Here is a 20,226-nt window from a genome sequence, read left to right as displayed (position 1 = left end):
ATTGGGACCGGTTGGAGCACTTTGGATATTCCGTCTGCTGTGTCTACTGGTCATTCTTCTGGCACTATGGGCGATATGGCAGGATGCGAAGCTGCGAGAGCGCGTTGATCGGATCATTGCGCAGCGGAATATCATCGACGAAGGTGTTCGGCGTGACGAATGATCTTTTCGACGATGTTGGCACACAGCTGCCATTCGGCGGCGCCGCTCGTTAAGGCTTCCTTAGGCACGATCATCTGTTTCCACTCTATTCCAGTGGGAAAGCAACCTCTGGAGTACAACGTAAACCTTTGCTGAAGAATATGCACAGTGGAAGGCATGATCGCCTTCTTGCATGGCAGAGGCGGCGAATGTTCTCATCGATTGTACGCGAAGTCAGGTCACGGCTTACGGGACGCCTGTGCGCTCGTCCTGATCGCCCCGAGATCGGCGCCGACGCGATTTCCACCGACACATCCGCCGAACTCGTCCACCTGAAGAAGCTGTTCGATCACTCGTCGCGCGCTGCCCGTATCGGCGTGTGGGAATGTAGTCTTCCAGACGAGACCTTGGTATGGACCGACATGGTCTACGAGCTGTTCGACCTACCCATCGGCCACCCGCTCAATCGTGACGAGACCGTAAAGCTTTATACCGAGCGATCGCGCATCGAACTGACCATGCTGCGTGATCGGGCGATCAAGGATCGGTCCGGCTTCAGTCTGGATGCCGAGATCATTACGGCCAAGGGCAATCACCGCTGGATCCGGATCACCGCCACGGTCGAATGCGAGGGTGACCGCCCGGTCCGCATATTTGGGATGAAGCAGGATATTACCGCCGAAAAGAAGCTTTTTGACGAGATCCGCTATCTGGCGGAGTTCGACCTCCTGACCAGCCTGCCGAACCGCGTTCAGTTCCAATCCACCTTCGAGACGTTGTGCACGACCGAGGCGTCACGTCAGACTGTCGTGCTGTTCCTCGTTGATCTCGATGGTTTCAAGCAGGTCAACGACCGGCTCGGCCATCAGGCCGGCGACCAATGCCTGCGCGTGGCGGCCAACTGCCTGCGATCCGTGCTCGGCAGCGCCGAGCTGGTGGCGCGCATCGGTGGTGACGAATTCGCCGTGCTTCATCGCTGTGGGTCGAGCGACGAGGCGGCCCGTATCGCCAGCTCGATCGTCACTGCGCTTGCCGCATCCTGCGGCGAGGATGGTCGCCATATCGGCATCGGAGGCTCGGTCGGCGTGGCGATGGCCGCGGGCTATCTTGCACCGAAGGACATCTTCGCGGCCGCCGACGGCGCGCTCTACGCCGCCAAGAGCGGAGGCCGAAACCGCTTCAGCCTAGCCCATCCGTCGTTTGCGTCGCAGACCCACGCGGCTTAGGGCACCGGCAAGTTTCTCCTGAATGTGTGATCACGTGCGGCCGCTTGTCGCTTTTCACAGCATGCGCTTTTGAGCTAACAGCTTGGCATCGACATGATCAAACGAGCACCGAGACATGAGCCATATTCCGCAGATTGACTACGACACGGCTTCCGCAGAGATCCGCTCGGCCCACGACGAGGAAGTCAGGGTTCGCGGCCGGATGACAAACATGAAGCGGACGCTGCTGCACTCGCCACAGGCGCATCGCATCTATGCGGAATGGTTCACGCTGCGCGCCGAGCTGGCCGCAATCAGCGACCGGCCGATCTGGATTTTCTCCCACGCAATTTCGAAGGCCTGCAAGTCGAAGATCGCCATCACCTTTTTCCGCCGCGCGCTGATCAACAACGGCTTCGATCCGGATGCTCTTGAGCTCTCCGAGGAAGAGGCGCTGCTCGACGCGTTCGGCAAGGCGATCGTCGCTGATTCCAACGCCATCCCGAGCGAAATCTGGGTTGCGCTGAAGCAGCGCTACGACGCCAAGACGCTGGTCAATCTCGTCGCTTTCGCCGGCATCATGATCGCCACCGCCGTCTTCAACAATGTCGTTGAGGTCGATTTTGACCCCGAGCTTGAGGCATTCGCCGAGGGTGCCGCTCGATAAGGTAGTTATCGTTTATCAAGCGATATCAATTCTGTTCGAGATCTTTCTCGACTTTTCGATCAATCTCGCTCGCGACGAAGACCGCGTGTTCGGTGATCTGCGGCAGGCCCATCAGCTCGCCGAACGCGCCGCGCGCCAGGGGACCTGATATCAGCAATGTCGGCTCCGGCCGGCCGTCGGCGGCAAGCGCTTCAGACGAGAGGTTACAGGCGATGCCCAGCCCGGTCGGATCCAACCCAAGGTGGCCGAGATCGCGTAGCTTCGCGAGCCACGGCTGGCTGTTCAGGATAACGCCATGGGCAGGGCCGGTGGCGGCGACCACCGCATCGTAGACCCGTTCCAGCAGCCCGCCGTTGCGCTGTCGCAGCACGACGCCGATATCATCGCCCTTACGCCTAATGCTCGCGACGGAGGCGGCCAGCACTTCCATGCGGCCGTTGGCGACCGCGCGGTCCAGAACCTCCTCCACCTGCGGCGCGATGCGGAAGCGGTGCACGTCCCAGAAGGGACGAAGGTGGCGGACGATCCGGCGGCGTTCCGACACAGGCAGTGCCCGCCAGATCGCGTGCCCGTGACCACGCACCTGATCGAGTACGGCATGCCATGTGAGCCCCGCTTGTTCGGCCTCGCTGATGGTGCGGCGCAAGAGGCGCAAGAGCTGGGTGGCGCTCTCCACCGGCACCGTCTCGAACGCGCCAAACGGATCCTGCGCGACCGCGGGGTGGCCCCGCGACCTCAAGCCTCGCCGGGAGATCGACGTGACCGGGCCGCGATGTCCTGTGATCTCTAGCGACGCCACGACGTCTGCTGCCGTCAGTCCGTTGCCGACGACGAGGAGGCGATCATCAGGGTCGATGGCATAAAGCGCGCCCGGAACGGTGGAATCGGCGACGAATTTCGGATGACCGGCAAGCGCCAGCAGCGCCAAGGGTGGCGATGGTGAGGGGTGGCTTGTCGCAATCACGAGATAGTCCGCGAAGGTCTGGCCGCCCTGGCTATCGGAAATCCGCCAGAAGGCGCCGTCGCGCTCGACATCGGTGACGACCGCTCGTCGGTGCCTGACGGCGCCGGTCTCGACCAGCGGCAGCAAGGCTGCTGCCACGTATCGGCCGAACAACTCACGGCGCGGAAAGATCGCACCATCGGCGCGACGTGCGGCGGGGTCGTCGGCGATCGCATCGTTAAGCTCGATCCATTCGAGGAAATCTCCGGGATGCTCCGGCAGAAGGCTCATTCTGGCTGCTGGCACGTTGATGCGGTGCGCGGGGTCGTTCGTGTCATAGGCGAGGCCACGGCCAAGCTCAGCACGCGGCTCGAAGACGGTGATCGCAGGCGGCCGATCCCGCCCCGCGAGCGCCAGGTGATAGGCGACACCCGCGCCCGAAATGCCGCCGCCGATAATGGCGACCAGCGGCCGGCGGCGCGTACCGCTCAGTTCCGCCGGGGAAGGGAAGGTATCGTCGTCATTCAAGATCTGCTGTCCATTTCGGTCTGTCTGCGGCATCGCAATCTAGGCATCGGCCGGGCGTCTGGCAACGGCGGCCGAAGCTTGTTCACGGGTAGAGTACCCGATCCCCGCGAAGGGGAGATGAACTGTTGCGGATGCTAGCTCTTCCCCTTCCACGGCACCAGCACGGCTTCTAGGATGCGGATCGCGGCGCTAAATGAGAAGGCGCAGGCGGCGATGATGCCGATGCCGACGAAGACGACGTCGGTCGCCAGGAACTGCGACGCCGACATGATCATGTAGCCGATCCCACGGGTGGAGGCGATGAGCTCGGCGGCGACCAGCGTGCCCCAGCCGATGCCGAGCGCGATCCTCAGCCCCGTCAAGATTTCCGGCAGCGCCGAGGGGAGCACGATGCTGACGAGGATCTGCCAGGGACCGGCACCAAGCGACCGGGCGGCGTTGACGCGCTCGATCGGCAGCGAGCGGACGCCAGCCTGCGCCGAGAGGCAGATCGGCGCGAACATGGCGAGCACCAGGAGCGTTACCTTGGAGGTCTCGCCAATGCCGAGCCAGATGATCATCAACGGCAGATAGGCAAGCGGCGGCAGCGGCCAGTAGAACTCGATGGGCGTATCCAGCACGCCCTTGATCCAGCGGTTCAGCCCCATGAGCAGACCAACGGGAATGCCGACGACGGTGGCGATAGCGGCGGCGGTGACGATGCGAAAAAGGCTTGCGGAGACATGCTCGTAAAGCGAGGCGCCGGCATAACCGTCATTGTAGATTGCACCCACCTGCGTCCAGACCTCCTGCGGCGTCGGCAGGAAGAGATGCGGAACCAGCGCCAGTTTGGCGACGAGCCACCAGGCAGCCAGAAGCACAAGCGCGGTTGCAATGCTGATCAGCACAGTCGGCTTTTCGCCGGCGCCGAAGCCTTTCATCTTGACGAGCTTCGGCTGTTCGGCAGGCGAGCCGATGACGACGCGGCCGGTTTCGGTGAAATCGCTCATTCGGCGGCACTCCTCAGCTCTTCCGATCCATGCAGGATGTCGCGGATTTCCTCGCGCAGATTGGCGAATTCCGGCGATGTCTTCACCGCCCTGGCGTCACCGGTCTCGGCGAAGCGGCGCACGAAGTCTAGATCGAAGCGGGCAACGATGCGGCCGGGGCGCGGGGACATCACCACGACCTGGGTGCCGAGAAACAGCGCTTCCTCGATCGAGTGGGTGATAAAGAAGATGCGGGTATGCGTCTCTTTCCAGATCGAGACCAGCAGTTCCTGCATCTGCTCTCGCGTCAGGCTGTCGAGCGCGCCAAAAGGTTCGTCCATCAGGAGCACAGCGGGTTCAGTCGCGAGCGCTCTTGCGATACCAACGCGCTGGCGCATGCCTCCTGAGAGCTCGTAAGGGAAAGCTGCGGCGAAGTCCTTGAGGCCGACCAGGTGCAACAGTCGCTCGGCGCGTTCGCGTCGGACGCTTTTCGGCACGCCGGCGAATTTGAGGCCGAGGGCGACGTTGTCGATTACCGTTTTCCAGGGGAGCAGCGTGTCCTTCTGGAACACGACGCCACGATCGGCACCGGGCGATGTCACGGGTCGCCCATCGAGCGTTATCGTGCCTTCAGACAGTGGCAGGAAACCGGCAATGGCGTTGAGCAGCGTGGACTTGCCGCAGCCGGAAGCGCCGAGCGCCACAATGAGGCTGTTTTCGGGAATGGCGAGCGAGACGCGGTCGAGCGCATGGACCGTTTTGCCGTCTCGTGTCTTGAAGTAGACGCTCGCGTGATCGACTTTGAGCATGTCAGGTCTCTTTGAAAAGTAGGGACGCCGGCGCGGATCGCGCCAGCGTCATTGCCGCGATGGTTTAGTTGCTCGGATTGCTGAGCGCGTCGGCGGTAACGAAGGCAGCGTAGCTCGGCAGCACTTCGCTGACCTTGCCCTGTTCCTTGAGGAAAGTGGCGGTGTCCTTGAGGATCTTGGCCGCACCAGCCTTTTCGCCGCCACCGAGCCATGCTTCGGATGCCTGGACGTCCGGCGTCAGAAGCGTCAGGTTCTTCAGCGCCGCCGCCTGCTGTTCGGGCGTGCCGCCGAGCGCCTTGGCAAGCAGCTTGGCGTTTTCGCTGTCGGCCTCCCAGGCCTTCTTGTCCTTGGCAAAGGAGGCGTAATAGGTGTTGATCACACCGGCAAATCCCTTCAGGAAGGCCGGGTTCTCATCGGCGAATTTCGACGCTGCGACCCATGCGGAAAAGGTTGGTGCACCCTTGTCGGCAACATCCTTGGAGGTGACCAGCACTTTACCCTTCTTCTTCAATTCGGTGAGCGCCGGATCCCAGACGAAGCCGCCATCGATGTCGCCGCGATTGTAGCTGGCGACGATCTCGGGCTGCGGAATGGCGAAGACCTGTACATCCTTCTCGCTGAGGCCAAGCGATTTGATCAGCGCGAGAAGCTGGTAGTGGTCGGTGGAGACGGGGGCCGCGGCAAGCTTCTTGCCCTTCAGGTCGTCGAGCGAGGAAATGCCCGAACCGTCGCGGACAACGAGCGCCTCGTCGATGCCCGAGATCGACGAGAGGTAGAAGGCCTTGACGGCGAGGCCCCGCGAGGTGGCGGCCGCGAACGGGCTGGAGCCGACATAACCGACCTGTACGTCGCCGGAAGCGATTGCTGCGAAGATCTCTGCGCCCGAATTGAACTTGCGGAAGTCAATGTCATAGCCTGTCGCCTTGGCGAACTCGCCATTGGCGATGGCGACCGACGACGGCAATGCGTCCGTCTGGTAGGCAACGACGACCTTCTTGTCGGCTGCCTGTGCCAAGAACGGCGCGGCTACGACAGCCACGCCAAGTGTAAGTCCTGCCGTTAGTCCTGCAATAAGACCCTTGATGTTCATGTTTCGCCCCCAGATGCCGCGCCTTTGCGTCGGCTCAACTTGTTTCGACGGCAAAACACTAAGGCGGCCCATGATCGGCACACAGATAAAACTATCTATTTTATAGACTATGCTGACAATATTGTTTTGCGTCTGATTTGGTGGGCGGACGATTGCGGCTTGTCGTGAGAAGGCCGCGTCTGGCGTCCGTCAGGCGGCGTCGATCGTGATGACGTAGCAAACGGCTTGCCCATCGATTTCGAGTGGCGTGCCTGTTGCATCCTGCAGCAGCACCGTATCGCCCTCACCAAGTGAGGCCTGGCCGTCCGTCCAAGCCACTTTAAGTGTGCCGCGATGGCAAAAGACGAGCAGCGTATCAGCCGCACCGGAAAATTTGAGCTCGCCATCGACAACAAGACGCTCGACCTGGTGTCCCATGCCGCCACGCCGGGTCATGACATTAAGATCGGTGATCGGTCCGGATTTGAGCGTTGCCGACACCGGGACATCGGCGGGGAAGGCGAGCGGGGCGCTCGTCTGCGTCAGAGCAACCGGCGCGCTGCCGCCGATTTCAAGCGACATTCCTTCGCCATCGAGGATCGACAAGGTCCTGTCGATACCGGGGAAGATCGAAAACGGTCCATCGGTTGCAACCGTTGCCATGCTGATGCGCCAATCGAAGTCTGAAAGTGCAGAGCCTGCGGGTGAAATCGCGATCTCCACCGTCTCCCCACCACCGTTCTTCCACGGCATGCGGCGGTAGCGACTGGCAGCAAGGATTGTGGCGCGGGTCATGCGATCTCCGGTGCTTGCGAGTGACAGGCGCGCAGCGCCTAACAGCTGATGTCTGCGTTCAAAGTGTATGGGGGCCTGGCGAGAGACACGCCCGGCACCGCGAGCAAGGGGATGAGACCCTGCTTCAAGAACCGGGCCTCGTTCTCGGCTGAGGCCCGGTTTTTGCATCGTCAGTTTCCGAGAATGCCCGGCAGACGCAGGCCCTTGTCCTTGGCGCAATCAATGGCGATGTCGTAGCCGGCGTCGGCGTGGCGCATGACGCCGGTCGCAGGATCGTTCCACAGCACGCGCTCAAGCCGCTTTGCCGCGTCGTCGGAGCCATCGGCGCAGATGACTACGCCCGAATGCTGGCTGAAGCCCATGCCGACGCCGCCGCCGTGATGCAGCGACACCCAGGTGGCGCCGGATGCGGTATTGAGGAGCGCGTTGAGGAGCGGCCAGTCGGACACGGCGTCCGAACCGTCCTTCATCGCTTCCGTCTCGCGGTTTGGCGAGGCGACCGAGCCACTGTCGAGATGGTCGCGTCCGATGACGACGGGGGCCGAGAGTTCTCCGTTCTTGACCATTTCGTTGAAGGCCAGCGCCAGGCGGTGGCGATCACCGAGGCCGACCCAGCAAATGCGCGCCGGCAGGCCCTGGAAGGAGATGCGCTCACGCGCCATGTCGAGCCAGTTGTGCAGGTGCTTGTTGTCGGGCAGCAGCTCCTTCACCTTGGCGTCGGTCTTGTAGATATCTTCAGGGTCGCCCGAAAGGGCTGCCCAGCGGAACGGGCCGATGCCGCGGCAAAACAGTGGGCGGATATAGGCCGGCACGAAGCCCGGGAAGGCGAAAGCGTTTTCGAGACCCTCATCCTTGGCGACCTGGCGGATGTTGTTGCCGTAATCGAGCGTCGGCACGCCGGCATCCCAGAAGGCAACCATGGCTTCGACGTGCTTCTTCATCGAGGCGCGGGCGGCGGCCTCTACCGCCTTCGGATCGCTTTCCCGCTTGGCCTTGTGCTCGGCAACGGTCCAGCCGATCGGCAGATACCCATTGAGCGGGTCATGCGCCGAGGTCTGGTCGGTGACGATATCGGGACGCGAGCCGCCTGATTTCATGCGGGCCACGAGTTCCGGGAAGATTTCGGCGGCATTGCCAAGCAGGCCGACCGACTTGGCTTCGCCCTTCGCCGTCCATTCGGCGATCATCGCAAGCGCCTCATCCAGCGACTTGGCCTTGGCGTCGACATAACGGGTGCGTAGGCGAAAATCGATGCGCGTCTCGTCGCTTTCGACTGCGAGGCAGCAGGCGCCGGCCATGACGGCTGCGAGCGGCTGCGCGCCACCCATCCCACCGAGACCACCCGTCAGGATCCACTTGCCCTTGAGGTCGCCATTATAGTGCTGGCGGCCGGCTTCGACGAAGGTCTCGTAGGTGCCCTGTACGATCCCTTGAGTGCCGATATAGATCCACGAGCCGGCGGTCATCTGGCCGTACATGGCAAGACCCTTCTTATCCAGCTCGTTGAAATGATCCCAGGTCGCCCAGTGCGGCACGAGGTTGGAATTGGCGATCAAGACGCGCGGGGCATCCTTGTGGGTGCGGAACACGCCGACCGGCTTGCCGGATTGGACAAGAAGCGTCTCTTCTTCCGTCAGTGTCTTCAGCGTTGCAACGATCTGGTCGAAATCGGCCCACGTACGCGCCGCACGGCCGATGCCACCATAGACCACAAGTTCGTGCGGGTTTTCCGCCACGTCCGGGTCGAGGTTGTTCATCAGCATGCGCAAAGGCGCTTCGGTCATCCAGCTCTTTGCATTGAGCTCGGGCCCGCGCGGGCTTCTGACATCGCGAATGTTATGACGTGGATTGCTGGTCATTGCGGTTCCCCTTATCCGGGTTGGATGGCGTATTGTTTCAGGCTTGCTGTCTGAGGCTTGTTATTTGATGTTCTGCCCGATCGCGGCGATGCGCTCCAGGATGTCTTTCAGATGGATGCGCAGGCGATTGGCCTTGGCACCGTCATAGGCAAATGGCGGAATTTCGCTCTGAAGGTGCGTGGACTGTGCCAGCTCCATCTGGATTGCGTGTACGCCGGTCTCAGGTCGGCCATAGTGACGTGTCGTCCAGCCGCCCTTGAAGCGACCGTTGAGGATGCTGTCATAACCCTCGGCGGCGCCGGCGACCGCGACAGCTGCCTCCTCGATCCTTGCGTCGCAGGTCTTGCCCATGTCCGTGCCAATATTGAAATCCGGCAGCTTGCCCTCGAACAGGAAGGGAATGTGCGAGCGGATCGAGTGGCAGTCATAGAGGATAGCGATACCGTGGATTGCCTTCACCCGCTCGATTTCGGCCGCAAGGCCGGCATGATAGGGTGCGTGAAAATCGCGCAGGCGCTCCCCGATATCAGCCTCATTCGGTGCCTGGCCCTCCTTCCAGATCGAAAGGCCGTCGAAATCCGTAGCGGGCACCAGCCCGGTTGTGTTCTGGCCAGGATAGAGACTCGTTCCCGATGGATCGCGGTTGGCGTCGATGACGTAGCGGTGGAAGGTGGCGCGCACGGTCGTCACGCCGTCAATGAGGCCATCATAAAGGTCGTGGATGTGCCAGTCGGTGTCGGCAAGCAGCCTGCCGTTGTCGTTCAGGCGCTCCCAGATGCCGGCCGGCACGTCGGTTCCGGTATGCGGGAAGGCAAGGATGACAGGGGATGTGCCCTGGCGGATCTGGTGGGTGGTCATTGGCTGAAGGCTCCGCTGATGGCCGGGCTGGGTGCGTCGTGGCACATCGTTTTCATCCCTCCAGCACCGGCAAGATGCCGGAAGATACCGCCGCGTTGAGCCCACCCGATGCCACCAGATCGCTGGCCGCCTGCAGATCACCCGCCATGTAGCGGTCAACTTCAAGCGTCGGTACGACTGCGCGGATCGCGGCGATGGCGCTGGCAAGTTCAGGGCTGGTGGCGAGCGGGGAGCGGAATTCGACACCCTGGGCTGCCGTCAGTGCCTCGATGCCGATGATCGAAAAGAGATTGTCGGTCATTTGCAGCAGGCGTCGTGCGCCGTGGCAGGCCATGGAGACGTGGTCTTCCTGGTTGGCCGAGGTCGGGGTCGAATCCACCGAGGCCGGATGCGACATCTGCTTATTTTCCGACATCAGTGCTGCCGATGTGACTTCCGCGATCATCAGGCCGGAGTTGAGGCCGGGCTTCTTGGCGAGGAAGGCTGGTAGGCCGTAGGAGAGGGCGGGATCGACGAGAAGGGCAATGCGACGCTGGGCGATGGCGCCGATCTCGCAAACGGCGATGGCGATCTGGTCAGCGGCAAAAGCGACGGGTTCGGCGTGGAAATTGCCGCCGGAGACGACGGAGTTGTCAGACAGAACCAGCGGGTTGTCGGTGACTGCGTTCGCCTCGATCTCCAGCGTCCGGGCGACCGAGCGAAGCAGGTCCAGGCAGGCGCCATCGACTTGCGGCTGGCAGCGGATGCAATAGGGATCCTGGACGCGCTCGTCGCCCTCGATGTGGCTCTGGCGGATGACCGAGTTGTCGAGAAGTGCGCGCAGCGCACCGGCGGTGTCGATCTGGCCCTTGTGGCCGCGCAGCGTGTGAATATCGGGATGGAACGGTGCCGAGGACCCCATGGCCGCATCGGTCGACATCGCGCCGGTAATCAGCGCGGCCTGGGCGGCGCGGTGGGCGCGAAAGAGACCAGCGAGCGCCAACGCGGTTGAGGTCTGCGTGCCGTTGATCAGGGCCAGGCCCTCCTTGGCTGCGAGAACCACCGGCGTCAGCCCGGCCTTGTCGAGTGCTGCAGCACCCTCAAGGCGCTCGCCCTTGTAGAAGGCTTCTGCCTCGCCCATCATCACGGCAGCCATATGCGCCAGCGGTGCAAGGTCGCCAGAGGCGCCAACGGAGCCCTTTTCGGGAATGACGGGAATGACGCCCTTTTCCAGCATGCCTTCGATCAGCCGCACCAATTCCAGCCGCACGCCAGAGGCGCCGCGGCCGAGCGAGACAAGCTTCAAAGCCATGATGAGGCGGACGATGTTCTCACCAAGAGGTGCGCCAACGCCGCAGCAATGCGACAGGATGAGATTGCGCTGGAGCGTGGCGACATCGGCGCTGTCGATTTTGATCGAGGCGAGCTTTCCGAAGCCGGTATTGATGCCATAGACCGGCGCATTGCCGGCGGCGATCTCGGCGATACGGGCGGCGGCCTTGTTGATGCCGGCGTCGAAGGAACGGTCGAGCACGGCCGGCTCGCCGGTCCAGTAGATCGTTTCCAGATGCTTGAGCGATACGGAGCCGGGATTAAGAGTGATGGTCAACGGTCGATCCTTTCGCCCTTGAAGACGTGTGCGTGAAGCGGGTTGAAGCCGATGCGGTAGACGAGCTCAGCGAGGCTCTCGACATCCCAGATCGCGAAATCGGCGGATTTTCCGGCTTCGAGCGTGCCGGTTTCGTCGAGGAGCCCAAGGGCACGCGCGCCTTCCCGGGTGACGCCTGCAATGCACTCCTCGACGGTGAGGCCGAACAGGGTGGCCGACATGTTCATGGTGAGCAGCAACGAGGTCAGCGGCGAGGTGCCGGGGTTGCAGTCGGTGGCGATGGCGATGTGGGCGCCGGCCTCGCGCAGTGCCTTGACCGGCGGTTTCTGCTTTTCGTTGATCGCGTAAAAGGCGCCCGGCAAAAGCACGGCGACGGTTGCAGCCGCGGCCATGACAACGGCATCGTCAGCGGTCAGATATTCGAGATGGTCGGCCGACAACGCCAGATACGAGGCCGCTAGCCGAGCGCCGCCCAGGTTGGACAACTGCTCGGCATGGATTTTGACCGGGAGGCCGAGGCTCTGGGCGCGATCGAAGACGCGGCGCATTTCCTCGACTGAGAAGGCGATGCCCTCGCAGAAGCCGTCGACGGCATCGACAAGGCCCTCGGCATGCGCCTGCTCGAGGCCGGGCAACACGACATCAGTGATGTAATCGCCGTTGCGGCCCTTGTACTCGACCGGCGTAGCATGGGCGCCAAGATAGGAGGTTACGACGCGGACCGGGCGAATATTGCCCAGCGCACGGGCGGCGCGCAGCATCTTTAGCTCGGCCTCGATGTTCAGACCGTAACCGGACTTGATCTCGATCGTTGTCATTCCCTCGGACAGCAGCGTGTCAAGGCGGGGGAGCGAGGCGGCCACGAGGCCATCGACGGAAAGGGCATTGGTGGCTTTGACCGAGGAAACGATGCCGCCGCCGGCGCGGGCGACTTCCTCATAGGTAGCGCCTTCCAGGCGCATCTCGAACTCGCGGGCGCGGTTGCCGCCATAGACGATGTGGGTGTGGCAATCGATGAGACCTGGCGTCACCCAGCGACCTTCGAGATCGGTGATCTCGGCGCGTTCGATCGCCAGGATCGGCAACTCGGTTTCCGGGCCGGCAAAGGTGATACGGCCCAATTCGACGACAATCGCTCCCTTTTCGATGACGCCGAGGCCGTCTTTATGCGGGGCAAGCGTTGCCAGGCGCGCATTGCGCCACAGGTGCGGACGCCGCTCACCAGATCCCTGCTCATCTGAAAAATTGTTCCCGTTCATCAGCTTTGCGCCTTTCCTTATGCCTCAACATGTATATACATAATAAACAGGTGACAAGGAAAAATTTGGGCGTATCTCTGGAAAAGAAAGAGGCGCCTTCGCCAGAAGGGAACAAACGGTCATGGCTCGAACGGTTGCGACGACACTCCACGCAGGCGCAGCACTTTTGCCGGAAGGCTGGCAGGATAATGTCCGGCTGACCCTTGAGGACGGGCGCATTTCCAGCATCGAGACCGCGGTTGCCGCACAACCGGCCGATGAACGCCATCACACGCTCGTGCCGGCCATGGGGAACCTTCACAGCCATGCCTTTCAACGCGCCATGGCGGGCCTTGCCGAGGTAAGGGGCCCCGCCAATGACAGCTTCTGGAGCTGGCGCACCGTTATGTACAAGTTCGCCTTGTCGATGACACCAGAGCATGTTGAGGCCGTGGCAGCGCAGCTCTACATGGAGATGCTGGAGGCCGGCTTTTCCCGCGTCGGCGAGTTTCACTATTTGCATCATGACAAGGACGGACGGCCTTACGCCAATATCGCCGAGCTGGCCGAGCGGATCGGTGCGGCGAGCGCCACGGCCGGCATCGGGCTCACATTGCTGCCAGTTTTCTACGCCCATTCGGGCTTCGGCGGTGCAGAGCCGATCGACGGCCAGCGCCGGTTCATCAATTCGCTCGACAGCTTCGCGGCGCTAATGGACGGCTGCCGGAGGGTGACGTCGCAGCTGAGCGGCGCCGAACTCGGCCTTGCCCCACACAGCCTGCGGGCGGCAACGCCGGACGAGCTCGCGACGGCTGTGGCGATGGCGGGCAAGGGGCCTGTTCACATCCACGTCGCAGAACAGGTCAAGGAAGTCGAGGACTGTATCGCCTGGTCTGGCGCCCGTCCCGTTGAATGGCTCCTCGACAATGCTGATGTCGATGGTCGCTGGTGCCTGATCCACGCCACTCACATGACCGACGATGAAACACGCCGGATGGCACGGCGCGGCGCAATCGCCGGTCTTTGCCCGATCACCGAAGCCAATCTCGGCGACGGCACTTTTCCGGCGCCTTTGTTTCTGGAGGAAGGCGGACGCTACGGCGTGGGCTCTGATTCCAACGTGCTGATCTCGCTTCCAGATGAGCTGAGGCAGCTTGAATATTCACAGCGTCTTGCACTTAGAGCTCGCAACGTCATCGCTGCGTCCGGCGGCTCCACTGCGCGCAGCCTCTTTGATCACGCGATCACAGGCGGCGGTGCCGCGCTGAAAGCGCCGGGCGGCCTGGCGGTTGGACATAACGCCGACATTGTCGCACTCGATACGTCGGCCGTTCCCTACCTCGCCGGTGATCAACTGCTCGACCACTGGATGTTTGCCGGCGGCGTTTCAGTCGATACTGTCTGGGCGATCGGCAAGAAGACGGTCGAGGGCGGGCGGCATCGGAGCCGCGAAGCGATCAACCGTCGTTTTGTGAAGGCGATGGGCGAGTTGCTGGCGGCCTGAAGCCTTTCTTGCCCACGGTGCTCGATAGTCTTTCGCGACTCAGGCATTGCCGGTAGACCGAGAAGAAAGCGGAGCGTAACGATGGATCAGGGCAGGGATCTCACCTTGCATCAGCGGATCGTGAACGACATCGAAGGCCGCATCGTCTCGGGCGAGTGGCCACCGGGTCACCGCATTCCGTTCGAGCTCGACCTTACCAAAGAGTATGACTGCTCGCGCATGACGGTGAACAAGGCCCTGACCCAGCTTGCCAAGGCTGGGCTGATCGAGCGGCGCAAGAAGTCAGGCAGCTTCGTCACGCAGCCGCAGGCGCAGTCCGCCGTGCTGGAAATTCACGATATCGCCGCCGAAGTAACGTCGCTGAACCTTGCCTATTCGTTTTCAGTGACCAGGCGCACCAGGCGCAAGGCGGGCGTTGACGACAGACTGCGTCTCGACCTGGAGCCGGGCTCCTCACTCGTCGAAGTCGTCTGCATCCATCATGCCGGCGGCCGTCCCTTCTGCCTGGAGGAGCGGCTGATCAGCCTTGCAACCGTGCCTGAGGCAAACGACGCCGACTTCTCGACCGTTCCGCCCGGCAGCTGGCTGATCAATCAGGTGCCGTGGTCTAGCGCCGAACACCGCATCCACGCGGTTGGTGCAGGCAGCGAGGCAGCGACCTTGCTGGACATCCCCCGCAACACAGCCTGCCTGGTGGTCGAGCGCCGCACCTGGAGCAATATCGGCCCCGTTACCCATGTGCGCTTCACCTATCCCGGTGACAAGCATGCGCTGGTGGCGCGGTTTACGCCGGCCTCGTGAGATCCGGGGTCGCGGGAGGCCTGCTAGCGTGGCGGTCCGATCGGGTCTGATTTCGTGCGGGAACGCTGGCGCCCGGCGGGGCCGCCAGTCCCGTGCGCGTGCTTCGATCACGAGCTATTCCTGGTCGTGACAAATGCACTCTTCTTGGTCGAACGCGCAAAGAGGCGGTTGCAGCCAGCCGCCTTTTCACCCCTGTCGAATTTTCGTCTGGCACTGAGGCGAAAAGCCGGCACCCGGAAATTGCTCATACCGATGAAAAGAGACAACAAAAAGCCGCGCGCCTTTCAGCGCGCGGCTCGTCAATCTTGGGAGCTCGAATAACTTAGAGCAGGCCAGCGGCGGTCATGAGTTCGACGACCTTCTTGTTGTCGAGCTTGGAAGCTTCGACCTTCGGTGCCTTCAGGTCGGCGATCGGGACGAGCTTGGCGTTCGAATCGCCCGAGACCGAATATTCAAACGAGGTGCCGTTCTTCAGCACATCCTGACCAGCCTTGGAGGTGATCCACTTGAGCAGGGCCTGGGCTTCCTTCGGGTGCTTGCTGGATTTCAGCACGCCACCGCCCGAAACGCTGAGGAAAGCGCCCGGATCTTCGTTCTTGAAGTAGTGCAGGGCAACGTTCTTGCTGTTTTCACCCGTCTTTGCCTGATCACCGAACCAGTAGTAGTGGTAGATCACAGCGCCTTCGACTTCACCGGCGTTCACCGCCTTCATGGCAACGCTGTTGCCCTTATAGGGCGTCGCGTTTTCCTTCATGGCTTTCAGCCACGCCGTGGTTGCTTCTTCGCCCTTGAGCTGGAGAAGTGCACCGACGATCGCCTGGAAGTCAGCGCCACCAGGCGAAGCGCCCCAGCGACCCTTCCAGGCCGGATCGGCAAGATCAAGCATCGACTTTGGCAGCTTGTCTTCCGTGAGCTTGGTTTTGTCATAGGCAAAGACGGTCGAGCGGGCAGCGATGCCCGTCCAAGTGCCATCGGCGGGGTGGAACTGGGCCGGAACCTGGGCCAGCGTTTCCTTGTCGACCGGCGCGAAGAGGCCGGCGGAGGCGACCAGCGCCATGGCAGGGGAGTTTTCCGTCAGGAACACGTCGGCCGGCGAAGCGTCGCCTTCCTGGACGATCTGGTTGGCGAACTGCATGTCGCTGCCCTTGCGGACGGTGACCTTGATGCCTGTTTCCTTGGTGAAGCCTTCTGCCCATTCGGTGCCAAGGCCCTCGTGCTGCGCATTGTACACAACGATGCCGTCCGCATCTTGCGCGAGCGCACCGTTTACGAAGGCTGTAGCGGCAAGAAGCGCGGCGGCGGAGACCAGCTTCAGGCTGATGGATTTCTTCATGTCAAACTCCCGATTGGAGCGAAACCAAGCGCACATGGGCTCAAGTTTTCGGTCGCTATGAATTGGTTTTCCAATGCGTCTGGACGTCAGGGCCAACTGTGTCGGCCAAAACTATTCCAACACACTCCACTTATCGTGGGCTTTGTGTCGTTACCATGGGGACTAAAGTCCCTAGTGGCGTCGTAGAAGGCCGGGGCCGCTAGGAATGGATGCGCAATCGTCGACAATTGGACCATCCGGCCGGCCATCATCGATCAATGGCAACCGTATCGGTCGGAAAACCAAGGAGCATACGCATGAAGAAGATTATCGTTCACACTTGCGTTATCGCCGGATCGCTTTTGCTGGCGATTGGCTCGGCCGGGGCCGGGCCTTTGTCTCTAGACCTCGGAGCAGTCGCTTCCAAACCGCCGCTAGCAACACTCGTGCGCCAGGGCGCCGACGATCTCGTCAAGCACAAGCGCCATGGTCGCGGGCTCGATGACGGTCCCGACCACGTCCGCCACAGCTCGACCTCGTTTTCGGCATCCTCGTCGCGCGGACGCGGCTCCGATGACGGCGCGAGCCACGAACATCACGGTGGCGACGACCGTGGCGGCGATCACCATGGTGGTGGCGGCAGCGACGATCACGGCGGGGGTCGTGGCGGCGACGATCATGGCGGCCGCCGCTAGTCGCGCTGGCAATCATATCCCGGCCCGTTTGATGGGCCGGGATCGTCCTTCAAGGAGATTGATCGTGAACACGTCGCTGAAAATCGCCTGCACTGTCATTTTCTGCACGATGTCAGTCGTGGCGGGCCCAGTCTGCGCATGGGCAGACAAGGGAAGCGGCGGCGGCGGTTCGAGTGGAAGTGGGAGTTCTGGCGGCAGCGGTAGTGGTAGCTCTGGTGGGAGCGGATCGGGGTCTGGTTCGGGTTCTGTTTCTGGTTCCGGCTCTGGCTCTGGCTCTGACCACTCAGGATCCTCCGGTTCCGGGCATTCGGGCTCGTCAGGGTCTGGCACGTCAGGCTCATCCGGTTCGCGATCGCAGGATGACGATGGCGACAGCCGATCTGGAAGCGACAGGCACGGGCGCCGAGACGATCGCACGGGCTCGATATCGCAACGCGAGGACCGTTCTTATGATGGTGGCTGGCGCGAGCGCATCCGCAACGGTCGCTATGAACTTTTCGATCCCGAGGGCCGCCTCGTTATCCGCCGTGCCGCCAAAAATAGCGATGTCGAACGGTTCCGCTGAACGAAATCCGGAATGATCAGGACCGTGATTGCGCATCGCGCAGGAACATCGCGGCTTCGGTGCGATTGCGCGCTTTCAGCTTTTGCAGGATGCGCGTCATGTTGTGCTTGATCGTCTTTTCCTGGAGGTTGAGCTGGCGGGCAACTTCCTTGTTGCTGTTGCCATCTGCGACCAGGCGCAGGATCTGTTCTTCGCGTGGCGTCAGCGAGGACAGAGCATCTTCGTGCGGGTTGCGCACTGCGCTCGGTTGCGGTTGGGAGGCCTCCCCCTTCATTTCCGTCAGGATGCGCGCGGCAAGACTTGGAGACACATAACGCTCTCCGGCCACGACGTTGCGCACCGCCGATACCAGCGTCGATGCATTCACCCCCTTTAGAATATAGCCCTTGGCGCCTTCCTTCAGCGCGTCGAACAGATCGCTGTCTTCTTCCGAGGCCGTGAGTACGATCACGGTTGCGGCCGCATCCGCCTTGATGATCGTGTTCAGCGCGTGGTGACCGCCTCCGGGCATCGAGAGATCAAGCAGAAGCACGTCGGGTCGGTGCTGGCTGAAGAGCGCTACGGCGTCGGCCGCGGTGGCGCCTTCGCCAACCACCTCGAAACCCGGCTCGTCGGAGAGGCTGCGGGCGAGACCGTTGCGGAATATCGGGTGATCGTCAACGATCGCGACCCTGAGCATGTCTGAAGTCATTCCCCCGTCCTCTTCGGTAGTGTCATGCAGATGCGGGTGCCCGCCTTTGCGTCAGATGCGATGTGGAGATGTCCACCAAGCCCTGCAAGTCGCTCCTCCAGACCGGCAAGTCCAAGGCCGTCCTCGTCACTAGACCGGACGAAGCCGGTCCCGTTATCTTCGACCGCGATCCTGATGTACTGGTCATCTTCAGTCGCCGTCACTGAAATTTTCGACGCGCCGGCATGCCTGGTAGCATTGCTCAGCGCCTCCTGGATAAAGCGATAGGCGCAGATCTTGGCGGCCTGGGCCGGGATATCGAGCCGTCCGACATCCGAGATGATCCTGGTGCGCGAATGCGTCTCGTGCGCCTGGATGGCGCGGCGAACGACATCGTCGCCCGAGAGCATCTCGAGTTCAGGCAGCGTCAGGCCCCGGCAGATGTCGCGGATCTCCTGGATGGCTTCAGTGATCGAGCTGCTGACGAGCGATTCATCGTCGCCCTGTGCCTTGCCCTTGGCAATCGCTTCCAGCCTCAGCGCTGCAAAGCCTAGCAGTTGCGCCGGGCCGTCATGCAGTTCGGCGGAGATGCGGCGGAGATAGCGCTCGTTCAGTGTTGCCGTGCGCTGGTTTGCCGTGTCGGCGCGTCGTCGCAGAGCCCGGTTGAGGTCGAGCATCCGCGACAGTTCGATGACCTGCTTGTCGAGCGACCGCCGCTGGACGTCGATCAGGTGGCTGCCTCTGGCAACGATGATAAAGAGCAGCGCCAGCATGCCGGCGGTCACCGTGCCGACCACGAGCCAGCTCTGCAGCCTGGCAACCGCGAGATCGGAGCGTAGGTCGCTGGCGATTTCGTAGAACTCGGCAACGCCGATGATGTCGCCCGACCAGGGTTCGCGGATCGGGCTGTAGATTTCCAGGAGTGGCTGGCCGCTATTCTGCTCCAGCTGGTTTTCCTCGCCCTCGAGGTCGTCGAAATCTGCATGAACCGAACCGGCAAGCGCCGTGGCAAGCCCTTCAGTCATCGCGAAGTGCTTTCCAACGAGACTGGGCTCGCTGCTGAACAGCACCGTGCCATCCGGGCGCCAAATCTTGAATGAATAGAGCCTGCCGCGCAGGACACCCTGGTGCAACGTTTCTGTCAGCGCCAGCTTGGCGCCTTCGCCGAGCGAGGTTGCAGAGGCAAGTTCCTGTGTGAGCGGCGCGATGATGCTATCGACATAGAGTGCCGTGGCGCTGGCGGTGTTGCGCACTGCCGCGCCCTCGATCCGGCTCGTGACCCACAGTCCAATGAGCGCCATGCCAAGCAGAAGCACGAGACCACCGACGATGGCGAATTGCCACGCCAAGCTAAGCCTTTGGCGCAACATCCTGCGAGGTGGGGTGAGCGAAACGACATTCATCGCGCTACCATATCGATCTTTCCTTGCGAGATGAAGAAGGACCAATGGCCACTCGATCAGGGCTTGAAGATACGTCTTTCGTCCCAGAGGCCAGGGCGATCAACGCGCGATCGAGAGGGGCTCATGCCTGGCTCAGTGGCGACCTGCTCGTGGCATTGAGGCTGTCACTCAACTCAACCAACAGCGAGAGCAGGATGGCAGACTTGTCGGGATCCATTGCTGTAAGAATGCGATCGCCGGCGCGTTTGGCGGCAGGGCCGGCCATTTCGATCAGGCTCGCGCCCTTCTGCGTAGAGGAGAGCTTGCGGGCACGCCTGTCGGAGTTGCTGACAGTGCGCCGAATGAGACCCCGCTTTTGAAGCCTCTCCACGCATTTCGTAACCGACGACCGATCGAGCGCGATCGCGTCGCCGAGCGTCGTCTGATCAATGCCTGGTGAGGCGTTGATGGTTGCGAGCGCCGAAAATTGTGTCGGCGAAAGATCAGCATCGCCAATCTCTTCAAGGAAAATAGCAGTCGAAATCTGATGGCATCGACGGATCAGGAAACCCGGCGCCTTGGCGATGTCCTCGTAGGAAATTGTCATTCTTCATCCTCCCAGAAGTTGA

General features: G+C 62.0%; 18 protein-coding genes. 5 read left to right on the top strand and 13 right to left on the bottom strand.

Annotated elements, in window-relative coordinates:
• Positions 1-350 precede the first annotated feature (350 nt).
• Positions 351-1,367: a GGDEF domain-containing protein gene (locus tag QTL96_RS08025; RefSeq protein ID WP_289727340.1), complete on the top strand. Its 1,017-nt coding sequence runs from the start codon at positions 351-353 to the stop codon at positions 1,365-1,367.
• Positions 1,368-1,482: 115 nt separating this feature from the next.
• Positions 1,483-2,013 (top strand): hypothetical protein, encoded by a 531-nt coding sequence (locus QTL96_RS08020; protein WP_289727339.1) that lies wholly within the window; start codon positions 1,483-1,485, stop codon positions 2,011-2,013.
• A 25-nt stretch (positions 2,014-2,038) separates the two neighbouring features.
• Here the strand turns inward: QTL96_RS08020 and QTL96_RS08015 are convergent, their stop codons facing one another.
• From QTL96_RS08015 to hutI, 9 genes are all read right to left on the bottom strand, one after another.
• Entirely contained in the window at positions 2,039-3,517 is a 1,479-nt protein-coding gene (locus QTL96_RS08015; RefSeq protein WP_289727338.1) for an FAD/NAD(P)-binding protein, read from the bottom strand.
• A 101-nt stretch (positions 3,518-3,618) separates the two neighbouring features.
• Positions 3,619-4,473 (bottom strand): ABC transporter permease subunit, encoded by an 855-nt coding sequence (locus QTL96_RS08010; protein ID WP_289727337.1) that lies wholly within the window; start codon positions 4,471-4,473, stop codon positions 3,619-3,621.
• Entirely contained in the window at positions 4,470-5,261 is a 792-nt protein-coding gene (locus QTL96_RS08005; RefSeq protein ID WP_112973556.1) for an ABC transporter ATP-binding protein, read from the bottom strand. The genes QTL96_RS08010 and QTL96_RS08005 overlap by 4 nt, the downstream gene beginning before the upstream one ends.
• Positions 5,262-5,325: 64 nt before the next feature.
• Complete coding sequence (gene tauA / locus QTL96_RS08000; protein WP_289727336.1) at positions 5,326-6,351, bottom strand: taurine ABC transporter substrate-binding protein; 1,026 nt, start codon at positions 6,349-6,351, stop codon at positions 5,326-5,328.
• Positions 6,352-6,540: 189 nt separating this feature from the next.
• Complete coding sequence (locus QTL96_RS07995; RefSeq protein WP_289727335.1) at positions 6,541-7,125, bottom strand: HutD family protein; 585 nt, start codon at positions 7,123-7,125, stop codon at positions 6,541-6,543.
• 170 nt (positions 7,126-7,295) lie between these two features.
• On the bottom strand, positions 7,296-8,984 hold the full coding sequence (gene hutU, locus QTL96_RS07990; protein WP_113197973.1) for a urocanate hydratase: 1,689 nt from the start codon (positions 8,982-8,984) through the stop codon (positions 7,296-7,298).
• A 60-nt stretch (positions 8,985-9,044) separates the two neighbouring features.
• Positions 9,045-9,842 (bottom strand): N-formylglutamate deformylase, encoded by a 798-nt coding sequence (hutG, locus tag QTL96_RS07985; protein WP_289727334.1) that lies wholly within the window; start codon positions 9,840-9,842, stop codon positions 9,045-9,047.
• A 52-nt stretch (positions 9,843-9,894) separates the two neighbouring features.
• Entirely contained in the window at positions 9,895-11,430 is a 1,536-nt protein-coding gene (gene hutH / locus QTL96_RS07980; protein ID WP_289727333.1) for a histidine ammonia-lyase, read from the bottom strand.
• Entirely contained in the window at positions 11,427-12,689 is a 1,263-nt protein-coding gene (gene hutI / locus QTL96_RS07975; protein ID WP_289727332.1) for an imidazolonepropionase, read from the bottom strand. The genes hutH and hutI overlap by 4 nt, the downstream gene beginning before the upstream one ends.
• 121 nt (positions 12,690-12,810) lie before the next feature.
• Here hutI and QTL96_RS07970 point away from each other — a divergent pair, with 121 nt between their 5' ends.
• Entirely contained in the window at positions 12,811-14,172 is a 1,362-nt protein-coding gene (locus tag QTL96_RS07970) for a formimidoylglutamate deiminase (RefSeq protein ID WP_289727331.1), read from the top strand.
• 81 nt (positions 14,173-14,253) lie between these two features.
• On the top strand, positions 14,254-14,973 hold the full coding sequence (hutC, locus tag QTL96_RS07965) for a histidine utilization repressor (RefSeq protein WP_289727330.1): 720 nt from the start codon (positions 14,254-14,256) through the stop codon (positions 14,971-14,973).
• A gap of 322 nt (positions 14,974-15,295) precedes the next feature.
• Here hutC and QTL96_RS07960 read toward each other — a convergent pair whose 3' ends face one another.
• Positions 15,296-16,306, bottom strand: a complete 1,011-nt coding sequence (locus tag QTL96_RS07960) for an iron ABC transporter substrate-binding protein (protein ID WP_112941933.1) — start codon at positions 16,304-16,306, stop codon at positions 15,296-15,298.
• A 296-nt stretch (positions 16,307-16,602) separates the two neighbouring features.
• Between QTL96_RS07960 and QTL96_RS07955 the strand changes: the two genes are divergently transcribed.
• On the top strand, positions 16,603-16,980 hold the full coding sequence (locus QTL96_RS07955; RefSeq protein ID WP_289727329.1) for a hypothetical protein: 378 nt from the start codon (positions 16,603-16,605) through the stop codon (positions 16,978-16,980).
• Positions 16,981-17,561: 581 nt separating this feature from the next.
• Here QTL96_RS07955 and QTL96_RS07950 read toward each other — a convergent pair.
• The 3 genes from QTL96_RS07950 to QTL96_RS07940 all read right to left on the bottom strand — a co-directional run bounded on the left by QTL96_RS07950 (position 17,562) and on the right by QTL96_RS07940 (position 20,204).
• Complete coding sequence (locus QTL96_RS07950) at positions 17,562-18,236, bottom strand: response regulator transcription factor (RefSeq protein WP_289727328.1); 675 nt, start codon at positions 18,234-18,236, stop codon at positions 17,562-17,564.
• Positions 18,233-19,564, bottom strand: a complete 1,332-nt coding sequence (locus tag QTL96_RS07945; RefSeq protein ID WP_289727327.1) for a sensor histidine kinase — start codon at positions 19,562-19,564, stop codon at positions 18,233-18,235. The genes QTL96_RS07950 and QTL96_RS07945 overlap by 4 nt, the downstream gene beginning before the upstream one ends.
• Before the next feature lie 175 nt (positions 19,565-19,739).
• Complete coding sequence (locus QTL96_RS07940; RefSeq protein WP_289727326.1) at positions 19,740-20,204, bottom strand: MarR family transcriptional regulator; 465 nt, start codon at positions 20,202-20,204, stop codon at positions 19,740-19,742.
• Positions 20,205-20,226: the final 22 nt, after the last annotated feature.

Origin of the sequence: Rhizobium sp. S163 (assembly GCF_030380805.1) — a bacterium.
Lineage (GTDB): Bacteria > Pseudomonadota > Alphaproteobacteria > Rhizobiales > Rhizobiaceae > Rhizobium.
Note: the sequence above shows the minus strand (reverse complement) of the source record. Positions and strands in the feature narration are given on the sequence as shown.

What these genes read in the sequence shown, in the direction of transcription:
- QTL96_RS07955 (WP_289727329.1), top strand. Translation starts at nt 16,603, where the DNA reads ATGAAGAAGATTATCGTTCACACTTGCGTTATCGCCGGATCGCTTTTG.
- hutC (WP_289727330.1), top strand. Translation starts at nt 14,254, where the DNA reads ATGGATCAGGGCAGGGATCTCACCTTGCATCAGCGGATCGTGAACGAC.
- QTL96_RS08020 (WP_289727339.1), top strand. Translation starts at nt 1,483, where the DNA reads ATGAGCCATATTCCGCAGATTGACTACGACACGGCTTCCGCAGAGATC.
- QTL96_RS07950 (WP_289727328.1), bottom strand. Translation starts at nt 18,236, where the DNA reads ATGACTTCAGACATGCTCAGGGTCGCGATCGTTGACGATCACCCGATA.
- QTL96_RS07940 (WP_289727326.1), bottom strand. Translation starts at nt 20,204, where the DNA reads ATGACAATTTCCTACGAGGACATCGCCAAGGCGCCGGGTTTCCTGATC.
- tauA (WP_289727336.1), bottom strand. Translation starts at nt 6,351, where the DNA reads ATGAACATCAAGGGTCTTATTGCAGGACTAACGGCAGGACTTACACTT.
- QTL96_RS08005 (WP_112973556.1), bottom strand. Translation starts at nt 5,261, where the DNA reads ATGCTCAAAGTCGATCACGCGAGCGTCTACTTCAAGACACGAGACGGC.
- hutU (WP_113197973.1), bottom strand. Translation starts at nt 8,984, where the DNA reads ATGACCAGCAATCCACGTCATAACATTCGCGATGTCAGAAGCCCGCGC.
- hutI (WP_289727332.1), bottom strand. Translation starts at nt 12,689, where the DNA reads ATGAACGGGAACAATTTTTCAGATGAGCAGGGATCTGGTGAGCGGCGT.
- QTL96_RS08015 (WP_289727338.1), bottom strand. Translation starts at nt 3,517, where the DNA reads ATGCCGCAGACAGACCGAAATGGACAGCAGATCTTGAATGACGACGAT.
- QTL96_RS07970 (WP_289727331.1), top strand. Translation starts at nt 12,811, where the DNA reads ATGGCTCGAACGGTTGCGACGACACTCCACGCAGGCGCAGCACTTTTG.
- hutG (WP_289727334.1), bottom strand. Translation starts at nt 9,842, where the DNA reads ATGACCACCCACCAGATCCGCCAGGGCACATCCCCTGTCATCCTTGCC.
- QTL96_RS07960 (WP_112941933.1), bottom strand. Translation starts at nt 16,306, where the DNA reads ATGAAGAAATCCATCAGCCTGAAGCTGGTCTCCGCCGCCGCGCTTCTT.
- QTL96_RS08025 (WP_289727340.1), top strand. Translation starts at nt 351, where the DNA reads ATGTTCTCATCGATTGTACGCGAAGTCAGGTCACGGCTTACGGGACGC.
- QTL96_RS07995 (WP_289727335.1), bottom strand. Translation starts at nt 7,125, where the DNA reads ATGACCCGCGCCACAATCCTTGCTGCCAGTCGCTACCGCCGCATGCCG.
- QTL96_RS08010 (WP_289727337.1), bottom strand. Translation starts at nt 4,473, where the DNA reads ATGAGCGATTTCACCGAAACCGGCCGCGTCGTCATCGGCTCGCCTGCC.